The following is a 21,425-nucleotide window of genomic DNA, read 5'->3' as shown; positions in this document are numbered from 1 at the left end:
GATCGGATGAGTGAAGCTGAACATGTCTCATGTTGGCCGTTGTTCTCTTTTCCGCCTCTCAGGTTTGTGCCAGTATGGCCTGTTGAGTTTTTTTCGGTCTGGTTGAGCGTTGTCGGGAGCGAGTGTGAGCAGCAAAGTAGAACAATTACGTCAGCAGTTAAATGAACGTATTCTGGTGCTGGACGGCGGTATGGGCACCATGATCCAGGGATATCGTCTGAGCGAAGAGGATTTCCGCGGCGAACGCTTTGCCGAATGGCCGTGCGATCTGAAAGGCAACAACGACCTGTTGGTGCTCAGCAAACCGGAGGTGATCGCCGCGATTCACAACGCCTACTTCGAGGCGGGCGCGGACATCATCGAAACCAACACCTTTAACTCCACGACTATCGCCATGGCGGATTACCAGATGGAATCCCTGTCGGCGGAAATCAACTTTGCGGCAGCCAAACTGGCGCGCGCGGCGGCAGACGAATGGACGGCGCGCACGCCGAACAAACCGCGCTATGTCGCGGGCGTGCTTGGCCCAACCAACCGTACAGCGTCTATCTCGCCCGACGTCAACGACCCGGCTTACCGTAATATTACCTTTGATCAGCTGGTGGCCGCCTACCGCGAATCCACCAAAGCGCTGGTGGAAGGCGGCAGTGACCTGATCCTGATTGAAACCGTTTTCGATACCCTCAACGCCAAAGCCGCTATTTTCGCGGTTAAAACTGAATTCGAGGCGCTGGGCGTTGAGCTGCCGATTATGCTCTCCGGCACCATCACCGACGCCTCTGGCCGTACGCTCTCCGGCCAGACTACCGAAGCATTCTACAACTCCCTGCGCCACGCCGATGCGCTGACTTTTGGTCTGAACTGTGCCTTAGGCCCGGACGAACTGCGCCAGTACGTGCAGGAACTGTCGCGTATTGCCGAATGCTACGTTACCGCGCACCCGAACGCCGGGCTGCCAAACGCTTTTGGTGAGTACGATCTCGATGCCGACACCATGGCGGCGCAAATCCGCGAATGGGCCGAGGCGGGCTTCCTGAATATTGTTGGCGGCTGCTGCGGCACCACGCCGGAACACATCGCTGCCATGAGCCGCGCGGTGGATGGCTTGCCGCCACGCCGCTTGCCGGAAATCCCGGTTGCCTGCCGCCTTTCCGGCCTTGAGCCGCTGAACATCGGCGACGACAGCCTGTTTGTGAACGTCGGCGAGCGTACCAACGTTACCGGTTCAGCGAAGTTTAAGCGCCTGATCAAAGAAGAGAAATACAGCGAAGCGCTGGACGTCGCCCGCCAGCAGGTGGAAAGCGGCGCGCAGATCATCGATATCAACATGGATGAGGGGATGCTCGACGCCGAAGCGGCGATGGTTCGTTTCCTCAACCTGATTGCCGGTGAACCGGATATCGCCCGCGTGCCGATTATGATCGACTCCTCGAAATGGGAAGTAATCGAAAAAGGGCTGAAGTGCATTCAGGGTAAAGGCATCGTTAACTCCATCTCGATGAAAGAGGGGGTTGAGACCTTTATTCATCACGCGAAGCTGCTGCGTCGCTACGGTGCTGCAGTGGTGGTGATGGCCTTTGACGAGCAGGGCCAGGCCGACACCCGCGCGCGCAAAATTGAGATCTGCCGTCGGGCGTACAAGATTCTTACCGAAGAGGTGGGCTTCCCGCCGGAAGATATTATCTTTGACCCGAACATCTTTGCCGTCGCGACCGGCATTGAGGAACACAACAACTATGCGCAGGACTTTATCGGGGCCTGTGAAGACATCAAACGCGAACTGCCGCACGCGCTGATCTCCGGCGGCGTTTCTAACGTGTCATTCTCATTCCGTGGCAACGACCCGGTACGTGAAGCCATTCACGCGGTATTCCTCTACTACGCCATTCGCAACGGCATGGACATGGGGATCGTCAACGCCGGACAACTGGCAATCTATGACGACCTGCCCGCCGAGCTGCGCGATGCGGTAGAGGATGTGATCCTCAACCGTCGCGACGACGGCACCGAGCGTTTGCTGGAGCTGGCCGAGAAATATCGCGGCAGCAAAACCGACGAGACCGCCAACGCTCAACAGGCGGAGTGGCGCAGTTGGGACGTGAAAAAGCGCCTCGAATACTCGCTGGTGAAAGGCATTACCGAGTTTATTGAGCTGGATACCGAAGAAGCGCGCCAGCAGGCTGCGCGCCCGATCGAGGTTATTGAAGGACCGTTGATGGACGGCATGAACGTGGTTGGCGACCTGTTCGGCGAGGGTAAAATGTTCCTGCCGCAGGTGGTGAAATCCGCCCGCGTGATGAAGCAGGCGGTGGCGTACCTCGAACCGTACATTGAGGCCAGCAAAGAGAAAGGCTCCAGCAACGGCAAAATGGTCATCGCTACCGTGAAGGGCGATGTGCACGATATCGGCAAAAATATCGTCGGCGTGGTGCTGCAATGTAACAACTACGAAATCGTCGATCTTGGCGTGATGGTGCCCGCGGAGAAAATCCTCAGAACGGCGCGTGAAGTGAATGCCGATCTGATTGGCCTTTCCGGGCTGATTACCCCTTCGCTGGATGAAATGGTTAACGTGGCGAAAGAGATGGAGCGTCAGGGCTTCACTATTCCGCTGCTGATTGGCGGTGCGACCACCTCAAAAGCGCACACGGCGGTGAAAATTGAGCAGAACTACAGCGGCCCGACGGTGTACGTGCAGAACGCCTCGCGTACCGTGGGTGTCGTGGCTGCGCTGCTCTCTGACACCCAGCGTGATGACTTTGTCGCCCGTACGCGTAAAGAGTACGAAACCGTGCGTATCCAGCATGCGCGTAAGAAACCGCGTACTCCACCCGTAACGTTACAGGCTGCCCGCGACAACGATCTGGCCTTTGACTGGGAAAACTACACCCCGCCGGTGGCGCACCGTCTGGGCGTACAGGAAGTGGAAGCCAGCATCGAAACCCTGCGCAACTACATCGACTGGACGCCGTTCTTTATGACCTGGTCGTTGGCCGGGAAATATCCGCGAATCCTCGAAGATGAAGTAGTGGGCGAAGAGGCGAAGCGCCTGTTCAAAGATGCCAACGACATGCTGGATAAACTCAGCGCTGAGAAGACGCTGAATCCGCGTGGCGTGGTGGGTTTATTCCCGGCCAACCGCGTGGGTGACGACATCGAGATTTACCGTGATGAGACGCGTACGCACGTCATCAACGTGAGTCATCACCTGCGCCAGCAGACGGAAAAAGTCGGTTTCGCCAACTACTGCTTGTCTGACTTTGTTGCGCCGAAACTGAGCGGTAAAGCGGATTACATCGGTGCTTTTGCGGTCACTGGTGGTCTGGAAGAAGACGCGCTGGCAGATGCTTTTGAAGCGCAACATGACGACTACAACAAGATCATGGTGAAAGCGATTGCTGACCGTCTGGCGGAAGCGTTCGCAGAATATCTGCATGAGCGTGTGCGTAAAGTCTACTGGGGCTATGCGGCGAATGAGAATCTCAGTAACGAGGAGCTGATCCGCGAAAACTACCAGGGGATTCGCCCGGCACCGGGCTATCCGGCGTGTCCGGAACACACCGAAAAAGCCACCATTTGGGAACTGCTGGACGTGGAGGCGCATACCGGGATGAAGCTCACCGAATCCTTCGCCATGTGGCCAGGTGCCTCGGTTTCCGGCTGGTATTTCAGTCATCCGGACAGCAAGTACTACGCTGTGGCGCAAATCCAGCGCGATCAGGTTGAAGATTATGCCTTCCGTAAAGGGATGAGCGTGGCAGAAGTGGAGCGCTGGTTAGCGCCGAACCTCGGCTACGACGCCGACTGATTCACAAAACTGTCATCTTTATTTACAACAAACAGGGCACTCAATGAGTGCCCTGTCTCTTTATTACGTTTAAACCCTTATACTGAAAGAAGGCTTCGGCCTCAGGAACATATAACGATAAGGAGTACCTGATTCCGTGTTAACTCTGTTACACCTGCTTTCTGCCGTCGCGATGCTGGTTTGGGGGACGCATATTGTGCGTACCGGTGTGATGCGCGTCTTCGGCGCCCGCTTGCGTACCGTGCTCAGCCGTAGTGTTGAAAAGAAGCCGCTCGCCTTTTGCGCGGGGATCGGCGTTACTGCTCTGGTGCAAAGCAGTAACGCTACCACCATGCTGGTGACGTCGTTTGTCGCGCAGGATCTCGTGGCGCTCACCCCTGCGCTGGTGATTGTCCTGGGCGCCGACGTGGGGACCGCGCTGATGGCGCGTATCCTGACCTTCGATCTCTCCTGGCTGTCGCCACTGCTGATTTTTATCGGCGTCATTTTCTTTCTTGGGCGCAAGCAGTCTCGTGCCGGACAGCTGGGCCGGGTAGGTATTGGTCTGGGGTTGATTTTACTGGCGCTGGAGCTGATTGTGCAGGCGGTAACGCCGATCACTCAGGCTAATGGCGTACAGGTTATTTTCGCCTCGCTCACCGGCGATATCATGCTGGATGCGCTGATTGGCGCCATGTTTGCGATTATCAGTTACTCCAGCCTGGCGGCGGTACTGTTGACGGCAACGCTGACCGCCGCAGGCATTATCTCGTTCCCGGTGGCGCTGTGTCTGGTGATTGGCGCCAACCTCGGATCCGGCCTGTTGGCGATGCTTAACAACAGCGCCGCTAATGCCGCCGCCCGCCGAGTGGCGCTAGGTAGCCTGCTGTTTAAGCTGGTGGGTAGCCTGATTATCCTGCCGTTTGTTCATCCGCTGGCTAATCTGATGGATGAACTGCCGCTGGCGAAATCTGAACTGGTTATCTACTTCCACGTCTTCTACAACCTGGTGCGCTGCGTGGCGATGGTGCCGTTCGCCGAACCGATGGCGCGTTTTTGTAAGCGCATCATCCGCGATGAGCCAGAACTTGATGCGCATCTGAAGCCCAAACATCTGGACGTTAGCGCGCTGGATACGCCGACGCTCGCTTTGGCTAATGCCGCCCGTGAAGCTTTGCGCATAGGCGACGCGATGGAGCAGATGATGGAGGGGCTGAAGCGCGTGATGCACGGTGAGCCGCGTGAAGAGAAAGAACTGCGCAGGATGGCGGACGACATTAACGTGCTATACACGGCCATTAAGCTCTATCTGGCGCGGATGCCAAAGGATGAGCTGGCGGAAGAGGAATCACGCCGTTGGGCGGAGATTATCGAAATGTCGCTCAACCTTGAGCAGGCTTCCGATATTGTCGAACGTATGGGCAGCGAGATAGCCGATAAGTCGCTGGCCGCCCGCCGGGCATTCTCGGTAGAAGGGCTGAAAGAGCTGGATGCGCTTTACGATCAGCTGCTCAGCAATCTGCAACTGGCAATGTCGGTGTTCTTCTCAGGTGATGTGACCAGTGCCCGTCGTCTGCGCCGCAGCAAGCACCGCTTCCGTATTCTCAACCGTCGTTATTCGCATGCGCACGTTGACCGTCTGCATCAGCAGAACGTGCAGAGCATCGAGACCAGCTCGTTGCACCTGGCGCTGTTGGGCGATATGCAGCGTCTGAACTCGCTGTTTTGTTCAGTGGCTTACAGCGTGCTGGAACAGCCGGATGAAGACGATGAGCGGGATGATTATTGAGTGAGGTGAAGCGGTAGGCCGGATAAGGCGAAGCCGCATCCGGCATCAGACAATAAATCAACTAAAAGCAGTGGCCTGCTTCAACGGCAACCGCCTCTTCACCCGCTTTAAAGATATACGTGGTGTTTGGGCCGCCGAGCACAGATTGACCGTTACTCACTTTAATCCAGTTACCTTCCGGCAAGCCAATCACCGTCAGCTCCGGTGCCACAACCAGCAGTTCGCGGATACGCTGTTCACGCGTTTCGCCTTTGTGGCCTTCCGGCAGCGCGTTGGTGAAATGTGGGTTAATCTGCAGCGGGAACAGACCCAGCGCATCAAAACCTTTGGGATCGACAATCGGCATGTCGTTGGTAGTGCGGATGGTCTGGCAGGCAAGGTTGGAACCCGCGCTCCAGCCGATGTACAGCGCACCGCGTTTGACGACATCCACGATCGGCGCCAGCAACCCGCGCTCACGACTCTCTTTCAGCAACTGGAAAGTATTCCCGCCGCCGACAATCACCAGCTCGGCGTTTTCAATGGCTGCAATTGGATCGGCAACGGTATGAATACCGGTAACGTTAACGCCCATTGGCGCAAAGATGGCTGCCGTTTTCGCCGTGTACTCATCCCAGGTTTGCGTCACGCCAGCGAACGGAATAAACACCGCCGTGCGGCGACCATTCAGTTGCTCTGCGATCAGCGGCAGCGCATGTTCCATCCAGCCTTTGCCCGGCAGCGTCGAGTTACTCAATAAAAGCAGTTCCATCATTTCTCCATGTAATCAGAAAATTACAAACCGCGCTAATGCTACCACTATCAATCTAATGCCTTACTGATATGGCTCACGATGTTGGAAGGGGAGATAGAAGCTGGGACTATTTTCTAAGTGTCAATCCAATACCGAGCGCCTTCATCACCGCCAGCGTGGTTTTCAGCGTCGGGTTTCCTTTCTCACTAAACGAGCGATAGAGTTGTTCGCGGGATAATCCCGTTTCTGCCGCGATGTTCGCCATTCCCTTAGCGCGTGCCACCACGCCCAACGCTTTTGCAATGTACGTTGCATCGCCTGTTTCGAGGGCATCCGCCATAAATACAGCAATTTCTTCATCATCAACTAGCGCAGCAGCGGGATCGTACTGAGTAAGCTTATTCATGGCGGAATGTCTCCTGATAGTCCAGTGAACGGGCGAGCACTTTTGCAAGGGTGATATTGTTAGCTTGTGAGCTTTTATCGCCACCACATAGCAAAATGATGATGCGGCAGCCATGCTGTTTAAAGTAAATCCTGTAACCAGGACCGTAAGAAATGCGCATTTCGCTGATGCCTTCACCTACAGGTTTAACATCGCCAGCTAAACCATTCGCCAGTCGAAAAAGTCGTGCGGCAATGAGCGTTTTGGCCCTGCGATCCCGTAGGTTCTGCTCCCAGCGTTGGAAAACCGTGGTCTGAAGAATTTCCATGATTACGTTCCATGTATTTTATAAACTACATTGTGAATTGACAAGTTGAAAGTAGAGAATAAAAAACTGGGAGGTGAGAGGAAATGCTGGTGGGCGTAAACAGGAAAGCACCTCGCAATAATGCGTAATTTTTCAGGATGCTGTGGTTGATACGAGAAACGATAACAGGGGATAGTCGGCTTTGTGCTGTGAGTTCAACGGGTCGATGCAACGCTATCCTTAATCAAGGGGGACGTTGCCATGAAACGAAGAACGCGCATTTACTACACGCCAGAACAGAAAGCGATTATCTGGGACCGATATAAGCAAGGTGATTCCCTGCACGATATCGCCAGAATGTTCGACAGATTTCACTCTTCTATTATGCCTACAATCCACCAGACAGGTGGCTACCGTCCTCCCGTGAGAAGGCGGCACCGGTTAGCGCTCTCGCTTGATGAAAGAGAGGAAATATCCAGAGGATTGGTAGCAAAACGCAGCATCAGGGACATCGCTGCCAAATTATCAAGAGCTCCTTCAACGATTAGCCGCGAGATTAGGAGACACGGTGGTGCAAAACAATACCGTGCAGCAAAAGCCGATACTGCTGCGTGGGAAAATGCTCTGAGACCAAAACCTTGCAAGCTAATTCAAAGCCCCGCATTGTGTAAAATCATTGCAGAGAATATGCATCAGGACTGGTCGCCGGAACAGATCGCCGGCTGGCTGAAACGCTGTTATCCGGATAGTCAGGAAATGCATGTGTCACACGAAACGATATATAAAACGCTTTTTATACAAACCCGGGGTGCATTAAAAAAAGAACTGCAGCAATGCCTCAGAAGCGGAAGAGTCGTGCGTAGATCCAGAACATCATCGCTTAAAGGGAAAGGATTAGGGTCAATCCCGGATACGATCTCTATCAGCGAAAGGCCACCTGAAGCAGCTGACAGAGCCATACCAGGTCACTGGGAAGGTGATCTGATCCAGGGCTCTAAAAACTCCTATATCGTCACCCTCGTAGAGCGTCATTCCCGTTTTGTTATGTTGGCCAAAGTCAGGGACAACAAGACCATAACGGTTATATCTGCACTCATCAAACAAGCCCGTGAATTACCTGCTGAGCTTTATAAAACATTAACATGGGACCGGGGTGCTGAAATGACCAGCCATACCCGGTTTACCGTAGCTACAGATATTCAGGTTTACTTCTGCGATCCTCAATCCCCCTGGCAACGCGGCTCAAATGAAAATACAAACAGATTACTCAGACAGTATTTTCCAAAAGGAACTGACTTATCGGTTCACAGCCAGCAAAGACTAAACAGTGTTGCCAGACAGCTCAACGAGAGGCCGAGAAAAACGCTAGACTATGAATCACCCGCAGAGCGGTTCAATCAATGTGTTGCATCCATCGGTTGAACTCACAGCCAGGAACGGACGTTACTAACATAATTCAAGAAGATTAAAGTACTTCGGAAACGATTTTGTTAGAATGTTTTAATTGTGTAACCAAGATACATTTTCTTATGAGGGTATATGTGTGTTTTTATCTTACAATCAGAAGGTTACAACCTGAACTTGTGATAGTAAAGTTGTATAATTAATTATATTAACATTGAAAAAATCATAGGAATGCTAGTGATAAAGCCTGAAATTACATCTTTATTCAAATACTGCTCTATCGGTAAGAATCAATTAAGCGCTCTTGCACAGCGGAAAATCTGGTACTCAAAACCGGCAGCATTTAATGATCCTTTTGACACCCAATTTTATGTGAGAGGACAAAGGCATGTGTACGAACGGGAAATGGACTCTGAAAAATTATCAGCCATTTTTGGTGAAGATATGTCAGATGTAATAGTTTCCCAAAAACGCTCTCTTGATGAACCTTTGGACAGATTTAAAAGCGGTTTAGAAAAGTTAGGTATTCTTTCACTAGCAAGCAGTAACAAAAATTTGCTGATGTGGTCGCATTATGCTTCTGAACATAAAGGTATGTGCTTAGAGTTTAAACGCATCGTCGGCACAGCCTTAGCAGATGATAAAATAACCAGGCCGATGAATTACAATGATAATTATCCATCGATACAGGCAAGTTCAATTTTAAATGAAGTCGATACATTATCTAATAAAATTAGAATATTACACACAAAATCTAAACATTGGGAGTACGAGCAGGAGTGGAGGCATGTAGTTGAGCAAGGTAATGAGTTACATCCTTGGCCCGCAGAATTAATTTCTGTCTATTTCGGCTGCAAGACGGATATATCAGATATACATTTGGTAAGAAGTATAATTACGGATCCAAATGTTAATTACCAGAAAGGAAATTTGTACAGTGATAAATTTGACATTTATTTTCAACCGATATAATTACTTAAAAACATATCTATATTAACTAATGTTAAGTATTGTAAATACCTCACGATCGATTGAATGTCTGCTGTTCGCTCAAAGTAGACCTACGATTCAGTTAGCTTCCGCTCTGCGTCAGAAGTGGACGTTACTAACAGCGTAGTGTGTTAATCTATAGGGCGCAGGTCAGCTTATCTCTCATCAACTGTTTGAATTCTTGAGGAGCAGTAATATGGCAGTAGTTCCTAGACAAAACGCACCAAGTAAAAAAATGATCTGGCAGTACTGGATTGACAATGGAATTCAAAGAGGTTTGGATGATACGCGCTATGATAATGCGTGTGATTTTAATGTATGTGTCTGCTGTGGCCGCGAATCCTCAAAATTGGAGAGGGCACATATTATCCCTCACTCACTAGGCGGAAGTAATGATGTCTCAAATTATATTCTGCTATGCAGTAAATGCCATAGAGAAAGCCCAGATATTGCTAATGAATCTGTTCTTATTGAATGGATGAATGAGCAACCTACTGAAATGGAAAGCATGTTAAGACTAATCCAGCAGGAAATGGATAAATATAATAAAGAAACTCAAATGACAGTTAATGAAATTCTTATCAAAGAAACTTTCAGTGAGTTGTTCAAAAAGGCAGGAACACATGGTGGTAGATATTCTGATGCAACCAAGGTGTATATTATTAGAGAAGCTTTAAAAAAAATATTTATTCAGACTGTTTGATGAATTAAATTACTTATAGTTATCCAGGTTAACCAGTCCATCTAATGTTAAATTTTATTTTACATTAGATTTAAATTTTCTTTTAAGGAAATGTCCGCTCCTCGCTCTGAGCAGACCTTCAGAAAAACGATATAAAGTACCGCCTCTTACACTTCAATTCCTTTCTGCTTCAACTCTTTTCTAATCACACGTTTAATCCAGGCTGCCAACGATTCATCGCCAGCCTGCCGCTGTGCTTCTTCCATCGCTTTGCGCAGTTCCGGATCCAGACGGAATTGAAACGGGGGATTGCCTCTTCTTTCGTTCATGTGTGTTGGCACCTTGATTATACGAGATGTGTGATGACACACTACTCTTACAAGCCAGAAATACCAACTTCTAAACTTCAATCCCTTTCTGCTTCAATTCTTTCCTAATAATTCGCTTAATCCATGCGGATATTGACGCGTCACCATCCATTGAAAGCGCTTTCTGGATCCCTGCTTCCAGTTCTGGCTCGACACGTAACGCGATTTGTTTGTTACCTTTCTTTTTGAATTCTACCGTTGACATGTGTCTGACACCTGATTTACATTGATGATCGTAAGACAAGTGTAAGTCAATTGTCTTACAGAAACAACGAAGCCCGGCAGTGCGCGAACACATACCGAGCTTCTAACCACAACATTATACGAGGTAATGCTATGGCTGATGCTAATAGTACCACTAACGCCTGTTTTGCGTCTTCTTCTCTCATACCGCAAGCTGACCTGCTTTATTTTCCACTCGCCGAGGCGTTCCGCCATCTTGATTGTCGCCATCTCACCACCGAAGAAAATCTGGCGCTATCGTTTGGCTGTGAAGAGGCGCTGGCATGGTTGTACCAGACGCTGAATTTTATGGGCGAAAGCCTGCTGACCATGGCGGGTGAAGGTCAGGAACATTTTGCCTATGAGAGCATATGCCAGTTAGGACACAGTCTGGTAAATATCAGCCAGTTGATTCCCGCGCTGGCGCAGTTGGAAGCGAAAGCTGACCAGCAGCTGTTTGTCAGCGACTCCCTAAACTAATCTGGAAAGCGCCTCGCAGACATCTTCTTCGGGGCGTGACAGACCTGTGCAACCATCTTAGTGTGACATGATGATTTGCTGGCCGGGAACAGGAAATGCTCGCTTATTACGCACACCTTAGGTGTGTCATGCGTACTGCTATGGGGGTTATCATGCGCACATTGTTTAAAGTAAAAAAATCAGTCAATGTCTCTCTGGCTCCAGAGATACTGGAAGAGGCGCGCAAGCTTAAAATCAATCTGTCAGCGGTTTTAACCGAAGCCCTAATCGAAAAATTTCGTGAGAACAAACGTGAAGAATGGCTGCGGGAAAATAAAAAATCGATAGCAGCATTAAATCAATGGGTGGAAGAAAACGGTTCGTTCAGTGATTTTCAAAGGACATTTTGATTAATGTCTATTAGAGCGCCCATCCCTGGCGCTCTGTTCCTGCTTCGTTACCCCGCCCGCGCAAATTCTGCCGCTTCGGCGATTAGCGCGTCATCCGGGCGTACGCCGGTGTACATGGCGAATTGCTCTACGGCCTGTAAGGCAATCACCTCTGTGCCGCTGATGGTTTTTTTACCCAGCTGCTGCGCCAGCTTAATCACCGGTGTTTCCGACGGCAGGGCGACCACGTCAAACACCACGCTGGCGGTAGCGACCATCGCTTCGCTGTAGGCCAGTTCATCGCTCTCTTTACCGCCAGCCATGCCGACGGGCGTCACGTTAACCAGAATATCGCAGGCAATACCTTCCGACTGGGGCTGCCACTGGAAACCGTACTGTTTTGCCAGCGCCGGGCCGCTCTCGCGATTGCGCGCGGCAATGATGACATCTGTAAACCCCGCATCGCGAAACGCGGCGATAACCGCTTTACCCATTCCACCGCTGCCGCGAATCATCACGCGTGCGCTGCTATTGAGCTGGTGGCTGGCAATCAGACTTTTTACCGCAATATAGTCGGTGTTAAATCCTGTCAGCGTACCGTTGTCATTGACGATGGTATTGACGGAATCAATGACGCTTGCGGAAGGATCGATGGCATCCAGAAACGACATGCAGCTCTCTTTAAACGGCATTGAGACCGCGCAACCGCGGATACCCAGCGCGCGAACGCCTTTCACTGCGTCCTCAATATCCTGCGTGGTAAAGGCTTTGTAGATAAAATTTAACCCTAATTTTTGATACAGATAGTTGTGAAAGCGAGTGCCAAAGTTGCCAGGGCGACCGGCAAGCGACATGCACAACTGGGTGTCGCGGTTAATCATGTTAAATTTCCTCGGCGTGAGACAATACGTACTGTTCGGCTTCCTGCGACCAAATCCCCTCATGTCGTTCCAGGATATCGCGCAAGGCTGGATCATCAATCTGCGTGAGCGCGGTTAATGGTAAGGCTTTGCCGGTGTAAACCAGTTTTTTCCCGCCGCCGACTGTTGGCAGTTCCAGCGTGGTTTCACCTGCCGCATTTAACCCCAGAATGTGCGTCACCACTTTTGCCGCCTGAACCTTCTTCTCTTCGATAAGTTTAACCGCCGCGCGCATGTCGTCGGTATTGCCGCCAGACGTCCCAACATAATGGGTGAAGGCGTAGTGTACGTCGTAGAAGTTAATCGGCGCGCTAAACTGCTTATCCTGCGGGCCAGCAAAGAAGTTCATGCAACCATCGGCAGCCAGCAGGGAAGAGGCCAGCGTAACCAGCTGTTCGTTGGGCACAAACACAAAGATGTCATCAAACCCGTGTCCACCGCTCAGCGCCATCAAGGTGTCATAACTCGCATCCTGGGCGTGGAGATAATGGATCAACGTTTGTGGTTCTGATGGATAGTGCTTGCGGGCGTAGCTCAACTTGTCGTTATTGGTGTCGGTTACCACCAGCAGCGCCGGGTTAACCGGGCCATGCAGTGCATAGTCGATCGCCAGTAGTCCCATCGGCCCGGTGCCGCCGAGTATCAGCGTTCGCCCCTGCGGACGAATGCCCATCTTGTGGTTATAAGTGCCTTCCTGCAGGTGGTAGTTGGCGTTGAATGCGCCAATCACGCAGGATAGCGGCTCAACCAGCGAACCTTCAAAATAGGTTTCGCCTTCGTAGGCCAGCAGGCAGTCCTGCTCCATCACCTCATTGGGAATAACGACGTGGGTGGCTTCACCGCCCACCCACGGGAAGGAGTAGCCGGGACAGTCCGGGCGATCCGGCAGTTGCAGGTTAGCCTGAATGACATAGCGCTGGCCGGGCTGAAACTTATGCTGCCATTTTTTGCCTACGGCAATAATGTCGCCGCAAAACTCATGACCGATGATGATCGGGTTGGTGGCCACATCGTCCGGCACCTTTTTGTGGTTCTCGCCCTGGTTAGCCTCTTTCCAGGAAGAAAGGCACAGGCTGTCGGTTACGACTGAGGCCAGAATTTCATCGTCCTGCATTTCAGGAAGATCGAAGGTTTCCAGGCGCAGATCGCGTTTACCATAAAGACGTAAAGCTGTTGTTGTTTGCATTGTTACCACCTCTTCCTCTTTCGAGGACTATTTGTTGAAGTTGCCCCGGCATTGCCGGAGCGAAAAAGTCAGGACAGGAAGCCCAGTGCGTTACCGATAATTCCCAGCGCAAACAGGGCGAAGATTAGCCATACCGGATTAATTTTCTTGTTGAGTAGCCGCACCATCAGCAGCGTCAGACCCAACGCCAGCAGGCCGGGGCAGAGTTGGTCGAGAATGTTCTGCACGGTCATGGTGACGGTGGTGCCGTCTGCGCCAGGCGTTTGCGATACCACCAGCGGCACGTTGATGCTGGTCCATTTGGTGACCAATACTCCCATCACAAACAGGCCGAGAATCGATGCGCCTTCGGTCAGTTTCTGTAGCAGGTTGCCGCCCATGTCGCTGACGATGTTGACCCCTTTACGAAAGCCAAGCTGTAAGCCGTACCACTTCATTGCCAGACGTACTGCATTGAAAATAAAGAAGAACAATAGTGGGCCGAGAATGTTGCCGGACAGCGCCAGCGATGCGCCGAGCGCGGCGGTAATCGGGCGCAGCGTTCCCCATACCAGCGGATCGCCGACGCCGGCCAGCGGACCCATCAGCCCGACTTTGATGCCGTTGATTGCGCCGTCGTCAATTTCCGCACCGTTGGCGCGTGCTTCCTCCATTGCGGCGGTCACGCCAATCACCGGGCCGCAAACGGCAGGTGTGGTATTGAAGAACACCAGGTGCCGTTTGAGTGCTGCAACCTGGTCTTCTTTCAGCGGATACAGGCGCTTGATGGCAGGGATCATGTCGTAGCAAAAGCCCAACCCATGAATGCGTTCAAAGTTGAATGACGCCTGTTGCAGGTTGGAGCGAACGAACATGCTAAACAGGTCGGATTTGGTCAGTTTTTTCTGTTCCATGATGGGCTCCGTTAGTCTTCAAGCTGATCAAGAGCTTGAGAAGAGGGGGCTTGCGCCTGCGGTTCAGTCTTACGCCACTGTGGGTTCAGCTGGATGTAGACCAGCGCGATAATCACGCCCACGCCGCCAAAGGCCAGCAGACTTAAATCGAGGTAACCCCCGGCGATAAATCCGAGGAAGAAGAAGGGCATCAGGTACTTCACGCCCATCATGCGCAGTACCATGGCGTAACCGACGACTACGATAAATCCTCCGGCAATCTGCAGCCCACGGGTGACGAATTCCGGAATGGCATTCAGCATGTTGCTGACCATATCCGCGCTGACAAACAGCGAGACAATCAGCGCTGGAATGGCGACGCGCAGCGCCTGTACGCCCAGGGCGGAAACGTGCAGCAAATCGATGGTGCGAAAACGGGCGTCTTCGGCGGCTTTATCTGCCGCGTGCTGGAACACCACGGTGATGGTACGGGCGAATACCGTCAGTACCTGGCCTGCCGCCGCCACCGGCAGGGCGATGGCGATACCGGTAGCAATGCTTTGCTGACCGACGATAACCAGAATGGCGGAGATAATACTGGCGAGCGCCGAATCGGGAGACTGCGCTGCGCCGACGTTCATCCAGCCAAGAGCGATCAACTCCAGTGTGCCGCCGAGCATAATCCCGGTTTTTAAATCACCGAGGATCAGGCCGATAACGGTACAAGCAATTAGCGGACGGTGGGTCTGGAACTCATCCAGCACGCTGCCCATTCCGGCAATACAGGAAAATAGGAATATGGCGATAATTTGTAGGGTACTTATTTCCATAATATGTCACCTTGTGAATGTGATCATCCCTGCCTGTTAAAGCATAAGTACACAGGCATTTTTATTTATTCAGCGAACGATTGTTCTTCTATTTTTTCGAGAATATTAATAGATGGATCGGATGCGACGACGCGTAAATCCAGCGTGACACCCAGTTTATCTAACTCACGAAACGCATGAATATCGTCGTTATCTAAAGAAACGGCTTTGGTTAATTGTTTTTTACCTGGTCGCCAGGCCATGCCGCCAATATTTAATGTGGTGATTTTTACCCCTTGTTTTACCATTGCTAATGCATCCTGCGGGCGGGTAAATAGATAAAAAACGGTTTCGTTCTGGTATTGCGGATTATGGTAAACCGCGACCGCCTTTTCGATATTAACGACGTTCACTTTCATTCCCGGCGGGGCGGCCTGACGCAATAATGTGCGACGTACTTCATCGTTATAAACGTCGTCATTACAGATAATAATCCGTTGTGCATTCGCCACCTTCGACCAGACGGTGGTGACCTGACCGTGGATCAGGCGGTCATCAATACGAGCAAGGGTAATGTTCATCAGAAATCCTCTTCGGCCGTTTCCAGATGTTTCCAGACGACACAGGTTTGTTGAGCAATGGTCGTCAGGTGTTCGCACAGTTCATCCACATTCATACTGCTTTGGTTGTCTACCAGCTCCAGCGCCAACGGCAGTGATATCCCGCTGATGACCCGTATCGCCGGATTGTGCATCGCCAGCGTCGCGGCAGCATTCCAGGGACTGCCGCACTGCAAATCGACGGCAATCAGCCATTCATCGCCAGTGTGAATACTTACTAACTTTTTCAGCTTTTCCACGATGTCGCTGGCGTTCTCTCCGGGGACAAATGCCACGGCTTCAACGTTGGCATCACCGTAGACCATCTGTACCGATTCCAGCATGGCGCAGGCCAGTTTGCCGTGAGCACAGAAGATTGCATTGACCATAAAACCTCCTTAGCCGCGCGTTTTTCCGCCCGCAATGTTAGTGGTTACTCCGGTTATGTAACTGGCGCGCTCAGACAAAAGATAACAAACAAAATCAGCGACTTCGCTTAAGCGCCCTGAGCGACCAATTGGGATCGCGTTCTTGGTGTAGCCCTCGCGCAGCTGTTCGACGGTGATGTTGCGAGTCCAGGCCAGCGCTTCTTCATACTCGGGAGTGCGCAGACCGGTTTTTTCCAGAATGCCAGGCGCAATGCCAACCACACGAATCCCGTGTTTGCCCAACTCTTTCGACCAGGAACGGGTAAAGCTATTCAATGCGGCTTTGGTGGCGGCATAGCAACTTTGGCCCTCTGAACCTTCCAGCCCGCTTTCTGAAGAGACATTCACAATCACGCCGTTACGTTGTTTTACCATTTGGCGTGCCGCTGCTTGCGACATTAAGAACACACCTTTCTGGTTGATATTCACCATTTTTTCAAAAGCGGCTTCGTTGAGTTCATATTGCCCGGCGGGTGCTTTTTCATCGACCAGCAGCCGCGGAAAATTAACGCCTGCGTTATTCACCAAACCATCGATACGCCCATAGCGTTGGATAATTTCAGCGATAGTATGATTAACCTCTTTGGCGCTGGAAATATCCGTTGGCCAGAAATGATATCCACTATGGCCTTCATATTTACCGTCACCACCGTGAATATCTGCCATTTGCACATTAGCGCCCTGCGCTAATAACTCTTCAACAATCGCCAGCCCAATTCCAGATGCACCACCGGTAACAATAATGACTTTGCCCTGCAAGTTTAACCACGTTTGCATAATTAACTCCCGATTTTAGATAAGGGGATCCCACATAAAATTAATTATGGCAGGACCAATTAGAACTTATTTACTTCAACAATAATTCAGCGGTATGGCTGTTGGTGACTAAACAGTTAATATAATTCCCACGTAATGCGCCTAATATCCCACTGTATTTTTCTTCACCCATTGCAATGCCAATGGAGTAACGCGTCTGTTTTAATTTATTGGTTTCGATGGAGAGCGTCTTTTCACTCATATTGGTTTCTACGGTTACACCGTTGATATCGTAAAAGCGCGAGCAAATGTCTCCGGCGACCTGGCGAGCATGCAGGTCATCACTCTCTTCACTGCCGTAAAAAGCGTGCCAGTTGGCGCCATCACGTATTGCCGGAGATCCAATCCCGACCAGCGCGATGTCCAGATTATCCCAATAAGCGGAAATCGATTTAAAATGTCGTGACTGCATGATCCCGTTACGGATCAGCGGGTTTTCCAGCAGTGCCGGGAAATCTGCCAGGTGTGATTCCCCTTTGAGCTTTGCCGCAGCGCCGTAGGTTAGCGTATTGACGTGGTAGCGGCTTTCAAGCTTGCCGGACGGTCCGCCGATAATCGGCACGCAGATCAGCTGGCGCGACTGGCTGGCAGGGGATAACCCTTTCACCAGTCCCCGCACCGCGCGGCCCCATGAGAACCCGATAATGTCCCCAGGTTCCAGTAAGCGTTCCAGCAACTGTGCGCCGTGCACACCCATCATTGTGAGCTGTTCGTCTTCCTGTTCGCTGTCGCATGAGACCACCACCGCCTCTTTCAGGCCAAATTTCTGTTTTAGCTGCTGTTCCAGCCACAGATTTTCGTTGTAGTCGTAATTAATGGCGATGGTGACGATACCCTGCTCGCGTCCACGTTTTAGCAAACGGCTGATCGTGGTGCGGTAAATACCCAGCTCGCGGGCGATTTGCGCTTGTGTCATATCCTGTTCGTAATACAGCTGCGCTATCTTTACGATCAGGCGGATATCATCGCTGTTTTCCGTCGCCATTTTTGGACTCCTGCACATTTGTGCAAATCACGAAATTGTCTTCTTGATCTGATATAACCCCAACTGTTCTTCATCTCAAAGCTATTTTCACTTATTTCAGCGCCCTGTAATGACCGATTGTGTTGCACATTTGATGTGGTGATGGCGTGTTGTTGGCACAGATGTGCTTATCTCTCTAATGTATTGATTCTGCTTGTTTTCACCCAACAAAATTGCAGGGATGGATCGTTGACACTTTTGTGTCAAAAGGTGTGGCGGATCACAAATAGCGCGTGGGCAGTCGAACACGATTATTTTTTATCGTCCGCAAGGTAGGGTATATTTCGCTTTTAATACACAAAAGCATTCAAGTTGTATCAAGGCGGCAAGGGAACGAATTCCTGGGAGCATAGATAACTATGTGACCAGGGTGAGTGAGGGCAGCCAACGCAGAGACGGCTTGAAGGATGAAGTGTATACAGGAGAAATTATGCTGCCCGACTCATCCATCCGATTAAATAAATACATCAGTGAAAGCGGAATCTGCTCGCGCCGCGAGGCGGATCGCTTTATCGAACAAGGGAATGTCTTCCTGAATGGCAAACGCGCCACCATTGGCGATCAGGTGATGCCTGGCGACGTCGTGAAAGTGAATGGTCGGTTGATTGAGCCGCGTGAAGCGGAGGATTTGGTTTTTATCGCGCTGAACAAGCCGGTAGGGATTGTCAGCACCACCGAAGACAGCGAACGCGACAACATTGTGGATTTCGTTAATCACAGCAAGCGCGTGTTTCCCATTGGCCGTCTGGATAAAGATTCCCAGGGGCTGATCTTTCTGACCAACCACGGCGACCTGGTGAATAAAATCCTGCGTGCCGGTAACGATCACGAAAAAGAGTATCTGGTGACGGTCGATAAGCCCGTAACCGACGACTTTATTCGTGGGATGGGAGCCGGTGTGCCAATCCTCGGCACCGTTACCAAGAAATGTAAGGTCAAGAAAGAAGCGCCGTTTGTGTTTCGCATCACGCTGATTCAGGGGCTGAACCGCCAGATCCGCCGTATGTGTGAGCACTTTGGTTATGAAGTGACGAAGCTTGAGCGCACGCGCATCATGAACGTGAGTTTGTCCGGTCTGCCGCTGGGCGAATGGCGTGACCTGACGGGGGATGAACTGATCGAACTGTTCAAGCTGATTGAGAATTCTTCTTCAGAAGCTAAACCGAAGGCGAAAGCGAAGCCAAAAGCCGCCACCGTAGGCATCAAGCGCCCGGTAGTGAAAATCGAAAAATCGGCGGAGAAAGAGAAATCGCGCCCGGCGGCAAACGGGAAGCGTTTTACCTCGCCGGGGCGTAAGAAGAAAGGACGTTAACGTCTGCCGCGCGTTGGCGTATTCGCCGACCAGGAGAATGACGCCTCTGAATCCGGTTTATAAGCCTGCTTTTTCTTCAACTGGCGGGCTTTTTTAGCTTCGGCTTCGCGCAAGGCCATCAGTTTATCGATGTACTCTTTCTTGATGCTGTTGGTCTCAGCGTTGGTCAGCAGTCGACCATGCGCAATGCGCGCGCGGTCAAGCAGCGTTTTCAGTTCACGCTGTTCGCGCTCGGTCATCTCTTTTTGGGTAATGCGGGGGAGTGCCATACGGGTGCCCTCTGTTAGCCGATAGTCTCAGTGTACGGTAATCCTGGCCAGGCTGATAGCGCTCAATAGGCAATACGCAATTTTCCGCTAAAGTCCTGCTGGGTATAACCCGTTGTTTTGAATCCTTTATCCGTGATGATGCTATCGATTTCTTTTAACGTGGCGATACACATCACCCCATCCTGACCAAATTTGGTATGGTCGGCGAGAATTACCGCTTTTTTGCTCATGGCAATCATGGACTTCGCCACGTACGCCTCATCAAAACTTTTTACCAGCACTCCATGCTGAGGTGAAATTCCACCTGCGCCAATGAAGCAGATATCGGCGTGAATGGCGTTAATTTGCTGACAAACCGAGACACCGAGATTGGCGCGAAAATGGTAGTCATATTCACCGCCTAAGACGTAAACGCGGGCCTGAAGATTATGCTCTTTAATTTTATCCGCAATTAACGCTGAGTTGGTAATAACAGAATAAGCGAGTGGGGGTAATAGTTCAGCAAGAATTAAGTTAGTCGTACAGGAGTCAATAAACAGCGTATCGCGTTCGCTAACCATCGTGGCGGCAATTTTACCAATTGCCATTTTTTCATCACGGTGTATATCAATCCGCGCGCCAAACTCATCTTCCTGAACGACCTGTTTTTTGACAGCCCCGCCATGGATTTTGGTAATTTGTCCTTCGGACTCCAGTATCGAGAGGTCACGGCGAATGGTCTCTGATGTAACTTTTAGCGTTTCCGATAATTTGATAACTGTGACTTCACCGAACTTATTTAATTCATCAAGAATATGTTTTCTTCTTTTAATCGGGTTCATTATTTTCCGCCAATGTCGTGCTTTGGCGCATGGTAACTGGATGCGCAAAGCAACGCAACCACTCCAGCGCACAGACAATACCTTCATCATCATTAGAGGCCGTCACATAGCTGGCGTGTTGTTTTACTGCATCAGGCGCATTGCCCATGGCGATACCGATGTTCGCAGCGGTAAACATACTGATATCGTTCTGCTGATCGCCAATCGCCGTAACCTGTTCGGTCGCTATATTTAGCTGTTGCCTTAACATGTTTATAGCATAGCCTTTGTTTATTTCAGTTCGTTGGATGTCAATATAATTCCCCCCGGTGATTGTCGCCATATAACCACAGGGCAATTCATTAATCATTGCCGTACATAATGCCTTTATTTTTGATTGTTCTGCCACTAATGTGATCTTATAAATGTCATGCTGATTAAAAATATATTCAGGCGTTGCCGAAATAAAGGGTAGCTCAAATAAGTTGGCCTCATAAGTCGTCCATGGTGCTACGAGTCGGTCATCACGATGATAAATAGCATCGGCGCTAAAAAAATGATGGGGGTAGCAGGAAAGAGAAATAGATCGGTCAATCTCCCGGAGATCCATGCAAGAGAGTGTCGCAGTATGAATAATATGCTGCGACGTCATCTCCAGAATTTGCCCGCCATTAAAACCGGCGCACCAGGCAAACAATTTATCTACCTGTTGCTGTTGTAACAGGCGCACCATAGAGGAGACCGGCCTGGCGGAACAGGCTGCCAGCAGACCGCCACGCTGGCGGAACTCAATCAGCGCCTGACGCGTGCGCGGGCTGATTGTTTTCTGCGATGTCAGTAACGTTCCATCCAGATCGGTCACCAGCAACATTTCT

At 50.9% G+C, this 21,425-nt stretch carries 24 protein-coding genes; 8 read left to right on the top strand and 16 right to left on the bottom strand.

Annotation, left to right across the window (positions count from 1 at the left end; genetic code table 11):
* Nucleotides 1-124 precede the first annotated feature (124 nt).
* Together metH and G8S19_RS20910 are read left to right on the top strand one after the other, a co-directional pair.
* The gene (gene metH / locus G8S19_RS20915) at nt 125-3,808 is read left to right on the top strand and encodes a methionine synthase (RefSeq protein WP_219352070.1); all 3,684 of its coding nucleotides are present in this window, start codon (nt 125-127) and stop codon (nt 3,806-3,808) included.
* A 136-nt stretch (nt 3,809-3,944) separates the two neighbouring features.
* Nucleotides 3,945-5,576, top strand: coding sequence for a Na/Pi cotransporter family protein (locus tag G8S19_RS20910; RefSeq protein ID WP_124021094.1), 1,632 nt, complete (start codon nt 3,945-3,947; stop codon nt 5,574-5,576).
* Between the two features lie 61 nt (nt 5,577-5,637).
* Here the strand turns inward: G8S19_RS20910 and pepE are convergent, their stop codons facing one another.
* The 3 genes from pepE to G8S19_RS20895 form a co-directional block, all read right to left on the bottom strand.
* Nucleotides 5,638-6,327 (bottom strand): dipeptidase PepE, encoded by a 690-nt coding sequence (gene pepE, locus G8S19_RS20905; protein WP_032942056.1) that lies wholly within the window; start codon nt 6,325-6,327, stop codon nt 5,638-5,640.
* 109 nt (nt 6,328-6,436) lie between these two features.
* On the bottom strand, nt 6,437-6,715 hold the full coding sequence (locus G8S19_RS20900; protein WP_124021093.1) for an addiction module antidote protein: 279 nt from the start codon (nt 6,713-6,715) through the stop codon (nt 6,437-6,439).
* Nucleotides 6,708-7,025 carry a type II toxin-antitoxin system RelE/ParE family toxin gene (locus G8S19_RS20895; RefSeq protein ID WP_124021092.1) on the bottom strand — a complete coding sequence of 106 codons (318 nt, stop codon included), beginning with the start codon at nt 7,023-7,025 and terminating at the stop codon, nt 6,708-6,710. The genes G8S19_RS20900 and G8S19_RS20895 overlap by 8 nt, the downstream gene beginning before the upstream one ends.
* 237 nt (nt 7,026-7,262) lie before the next feature.
* Between G8S19_RS20895 and G8S19_RS20890 the strand changes: the two genes are divergently transcribed.
* The 3 genes from G8S19_RS20890 (at nt 7,263) to G8S19_RS20880 (ending at nt 10,098) form a co-directional block, all read left to right on the top strand.
* On the top strand, nt 7,263-8,423 hold the full coding sequence (locus G8S19_RS20890) for an IS30 family transposase (RefSeq protein ID WP_253685221.1): 1,161 nt from the start codon (nt 7,263-7,265) through the stop codon (nt 8,421-8,423).
* 213 nt (nt 8,424-8,636) lie between these two features.
* Nucleotides 8,637-9,377 carry a DUF2971 domain-containing protein gene (locus G8S19_RS20885; protein WP_124021091.1) on the top strand — a complete coding sequence of 247 codons (741 nt, stop codon included), beginning with the start codon at nt 8,637-8,639 and terminating at the stop codon, nt 9,375-9,377.
* 214 nt (nt 9,378-9,591) lie between these two features.
* The gene (locus tag G8S19_RS20880) at nt 9,592-10,098 is read left to right on the top strand and encodes an HNH endonuclease (RefSeq protein WP_124021090.1); all 507 of its coding nucleotides are present in this window, start codon (nt 9,592-9,594) and stop codon (nt 10,096-10,098) included.
* 146 nt (nt 10,099-10,244) lie between these two features.
* On the opposite strand, the gene G8S19_RS20875 is transcribed toward G8S19_RS20880, so the two are convergent.
* Entirely contained in the window at nt 10,245-10,406 is a 162-nt protein-coding gene (locus G8S19_RS20875) for a hypothetical protein (RefSeq protein ID WP_005132808.1), read from the bottom strand.
* 70 nt (nt 10,407-10,476) lie between these two features.
* On the bottom strand, nt 10,477-10,650 hold the full coding sequence (locus tag G8S19_RS20870; protein ID WP_032938222.1) for a hypothetical protein: 174 nt from the start codon (nt 10,648-10,650) through the stop codon (nt 10,477-10,479).
* Nucleotides 10,651-10,781: 131 nt separating this feature from the next.
* Between G8S19_RS20870 and G8S19_RS20865 the strand changes: the two genes are divergently transcribed.
* Nucleotides 10,782-11,147: a hypothetical protein gene (locus tag G8S19_RS20865; RefSeq protein WP_124021089.1), complete on the top strand. Its 366-nt coding sequence runs from the start codon at nt 10,782-10,784 to the stop codon at nt 11,145-11,147.
* Nucleotides 11,148-11,242: 95 nt separating this feature from the next.
* Complete coding sequence (locus tag G8S19_RS20860) at nt 11,243-11,536, top strand: type II toxin-antitoxin system CcdA family antitoxin (RefSeq protein ID WP_124021088.1); 294 nt, start codon at nt 11,243-11,245, stop codon at nt 11,534-11,536.
* Nucleotides 11,537-11,583: 47 nt separating this feature from the next.
* Here G8S19_RS20860 and G8S19_RS20855 read toward each other — a convergent pair whose 3' ends face one another.
* The 8 genes from G8S19_RS20855 to G8S19_RS20820 all read right to left on the bottom strand — a co-directional run bounded on the left by G8S19_RS20855 (nt 11,584) and on the right by G8S19_RS20820 (nt 18,130).
* Nucleotides 11,584-12,396, bottom strand: a complete 813-nt coding sequence (locus G8S19_RS20855; protein ID WP_253685848.1) for a shikimate 5-dehydrogenase — start codon at nt 12,394-12,396, stop codon at nt 11,584-11,586.
* 1 nt (nt 12,397) lies between these two features.
* On the bottom strand, nt 12,398-13,621 hold the full coding sequence (sorE, locus tag G8S19_RS20850; protein ID WP_124021086.1) for an L-sorbose 1-phosphate reductase: 1,224 nt from the start codon (nt 13,619-13,621) through the stop codon (nt 12,398-12,400).
* 68 nt (nt 13,622-13,689) lie between these two features.
* On the bottom strand, nt 13,690-14,514 hold the full coding sequence (locus G8S19_RS20845; RefSeq protein ID WP_003031641.1) for a PTS system mannose/fructose/sorbose family transporter subunit IID: 825 nt from the start codon (nt 14,512-14,514) through the stop codon (nt 13,690-13,692).
* An 11-nt stretch (nt 14,515-14,525) separates the two neighbouring features.
* The gene (locus tag G8S19_RS20840) at nt 14,526-15,323 is read right to left on the bottom strand and encodes a PTS mannose/fructose/sorbose transporter subunit IIC (protein WP_115601162.1); all 798 of its coding nucleotides are present in this window, start codon (nt 15,321-15,323) and stop codon (nt 14,526-14,528) included.
* Between the two features lie 65 nt (nt 15,324-15,388).
* Complete coding sequence (locus tag G8S19_RS20835) at nt 15,389-15,883, bottom strand: mannose/fructose/sorbose PTS transporter subunit IIB (protein WP_003031646.1); 495 nt, start codon at nt 15,881-15,883, stop codon at nt 15,389-15,391.
* Entirely contained in the window at nt 15,883-16,290 is a 408-nt protein-coding gene (locus G8S19_RS20830; RefSeq protein ID WP_253685846.1) for a mannose/fructose/sorbose PTS transporter subunit IIA, read from the bottom strand. Before G8S19_RS20830 ends, G8S19_RS20835 begins: the two co-directional genes overlap by 1 nt.
* Before the next feature lie 9 nt (nt 16,291-16,299).
* A complete protein-coding gene (locus G8S19_RS20825; protein ID WP_253685844.1) occupies nt 16,300-17,106 on the bottom strand; it encodes an SDR family oxidoreductase in 807 nt (268 codons plus the stop codon).
* A 70-nt stretch (nt 17,107-17,176) separates the two neighbouring features.
* Nucleotides 17,177-18,130: a sugar-binding transcriptional regulator gene (locus G8S19_RS20820; RefSeq protein WP_253685842.1), complete on the bottom strand. Its 954-nt coding sequence runs from the start codon at nt 18,128-18,130 to the stop codon at nt 17,177-17,179.
* Nucleotides 18,131-18,599: 469 nt separating this feature from the next.
* Here G8S19_RS20820 and rluF point away from each other — a divergent pair, with 469 nt between their 5' ends.
* The gene (gene rluF / locus G8S19_RS20815; RefSeq protein ID WP_253685840.1) at nt 18,600-19,481 is read left to right on the top strand and encodes a 23S rRNA pseudouridine(2604) synthase RluF; all 882 of its coding nucleotides are present in this window, start codon (nt 18,600-18,602) and stop codon (nt 19,479-19,481) included.
* Here the strand turns inward: rluF and G8S19_RS20810 are convergent.
* From G8S19_RS20810 to G8S19_RS20800, 3 genes are all read right to left on the bottom strand, one after another.
* Nucleotides 19,478-19,750: a DUF3811 domain-containing protein gene (locus G8S19_RS20810; RefSeq protein ID WP_003031655.1), complete on the bottom strand. Its 273-nt coding sequence runs from the start codon at nt 19,748-19,750 to the stop codon at nt 19,478-19,480. The genes rluF and G8S19_RS20810 overlap by 4 nt on opposite strands.
* Before the next feature lie 62 nt (nt 19,751-19,812).
* On the bottom strand, nt 19,813-20,571 hold the full coding sequence (locus G8S19_RS20805) for a DeoR/GlpR family DNA-binding transcription regulator (RefSeq protein ID WP_115644076.1): 759 nt from the start codon (nt 20,569-20,571) through the stop codon (nt 19,813-19,815).
* The gene (locus G8S19_RS20800) at nt 20,558-21,421 is read right to left on the bottom strand and encodes a Cof-type HAD-IIB family hydrolase (RefSeq protein WP_101742884.1); all 864 of its coding nucleotides are present in this window, start codon (nt 21,419-21,421) and stop codon (nt 20,558-20,560) included. Before G8S19_RS20800 ends, G8S19_RS20805 begins: the two co-directional genes overlap by 14 nt.
* Nucleotides 21,422-21,425: the final 4 nt, after the last annotated feature.

Source organism: Citrobacter sp. SX206 (assembly GCF_024181025.1).
Classification (GTDB): Bacteria; Pseudomonadota; Gammaproteobacteria; order Enterobacterales; family Enterobacteriaceae; genus Citrobacter; species Citrobacter youngae.
The sequence above is the reverse complement of the archived record's forward strand: the minus strand, read 5'-3'. Positions and strand labels throughout refer to the sequence as shown.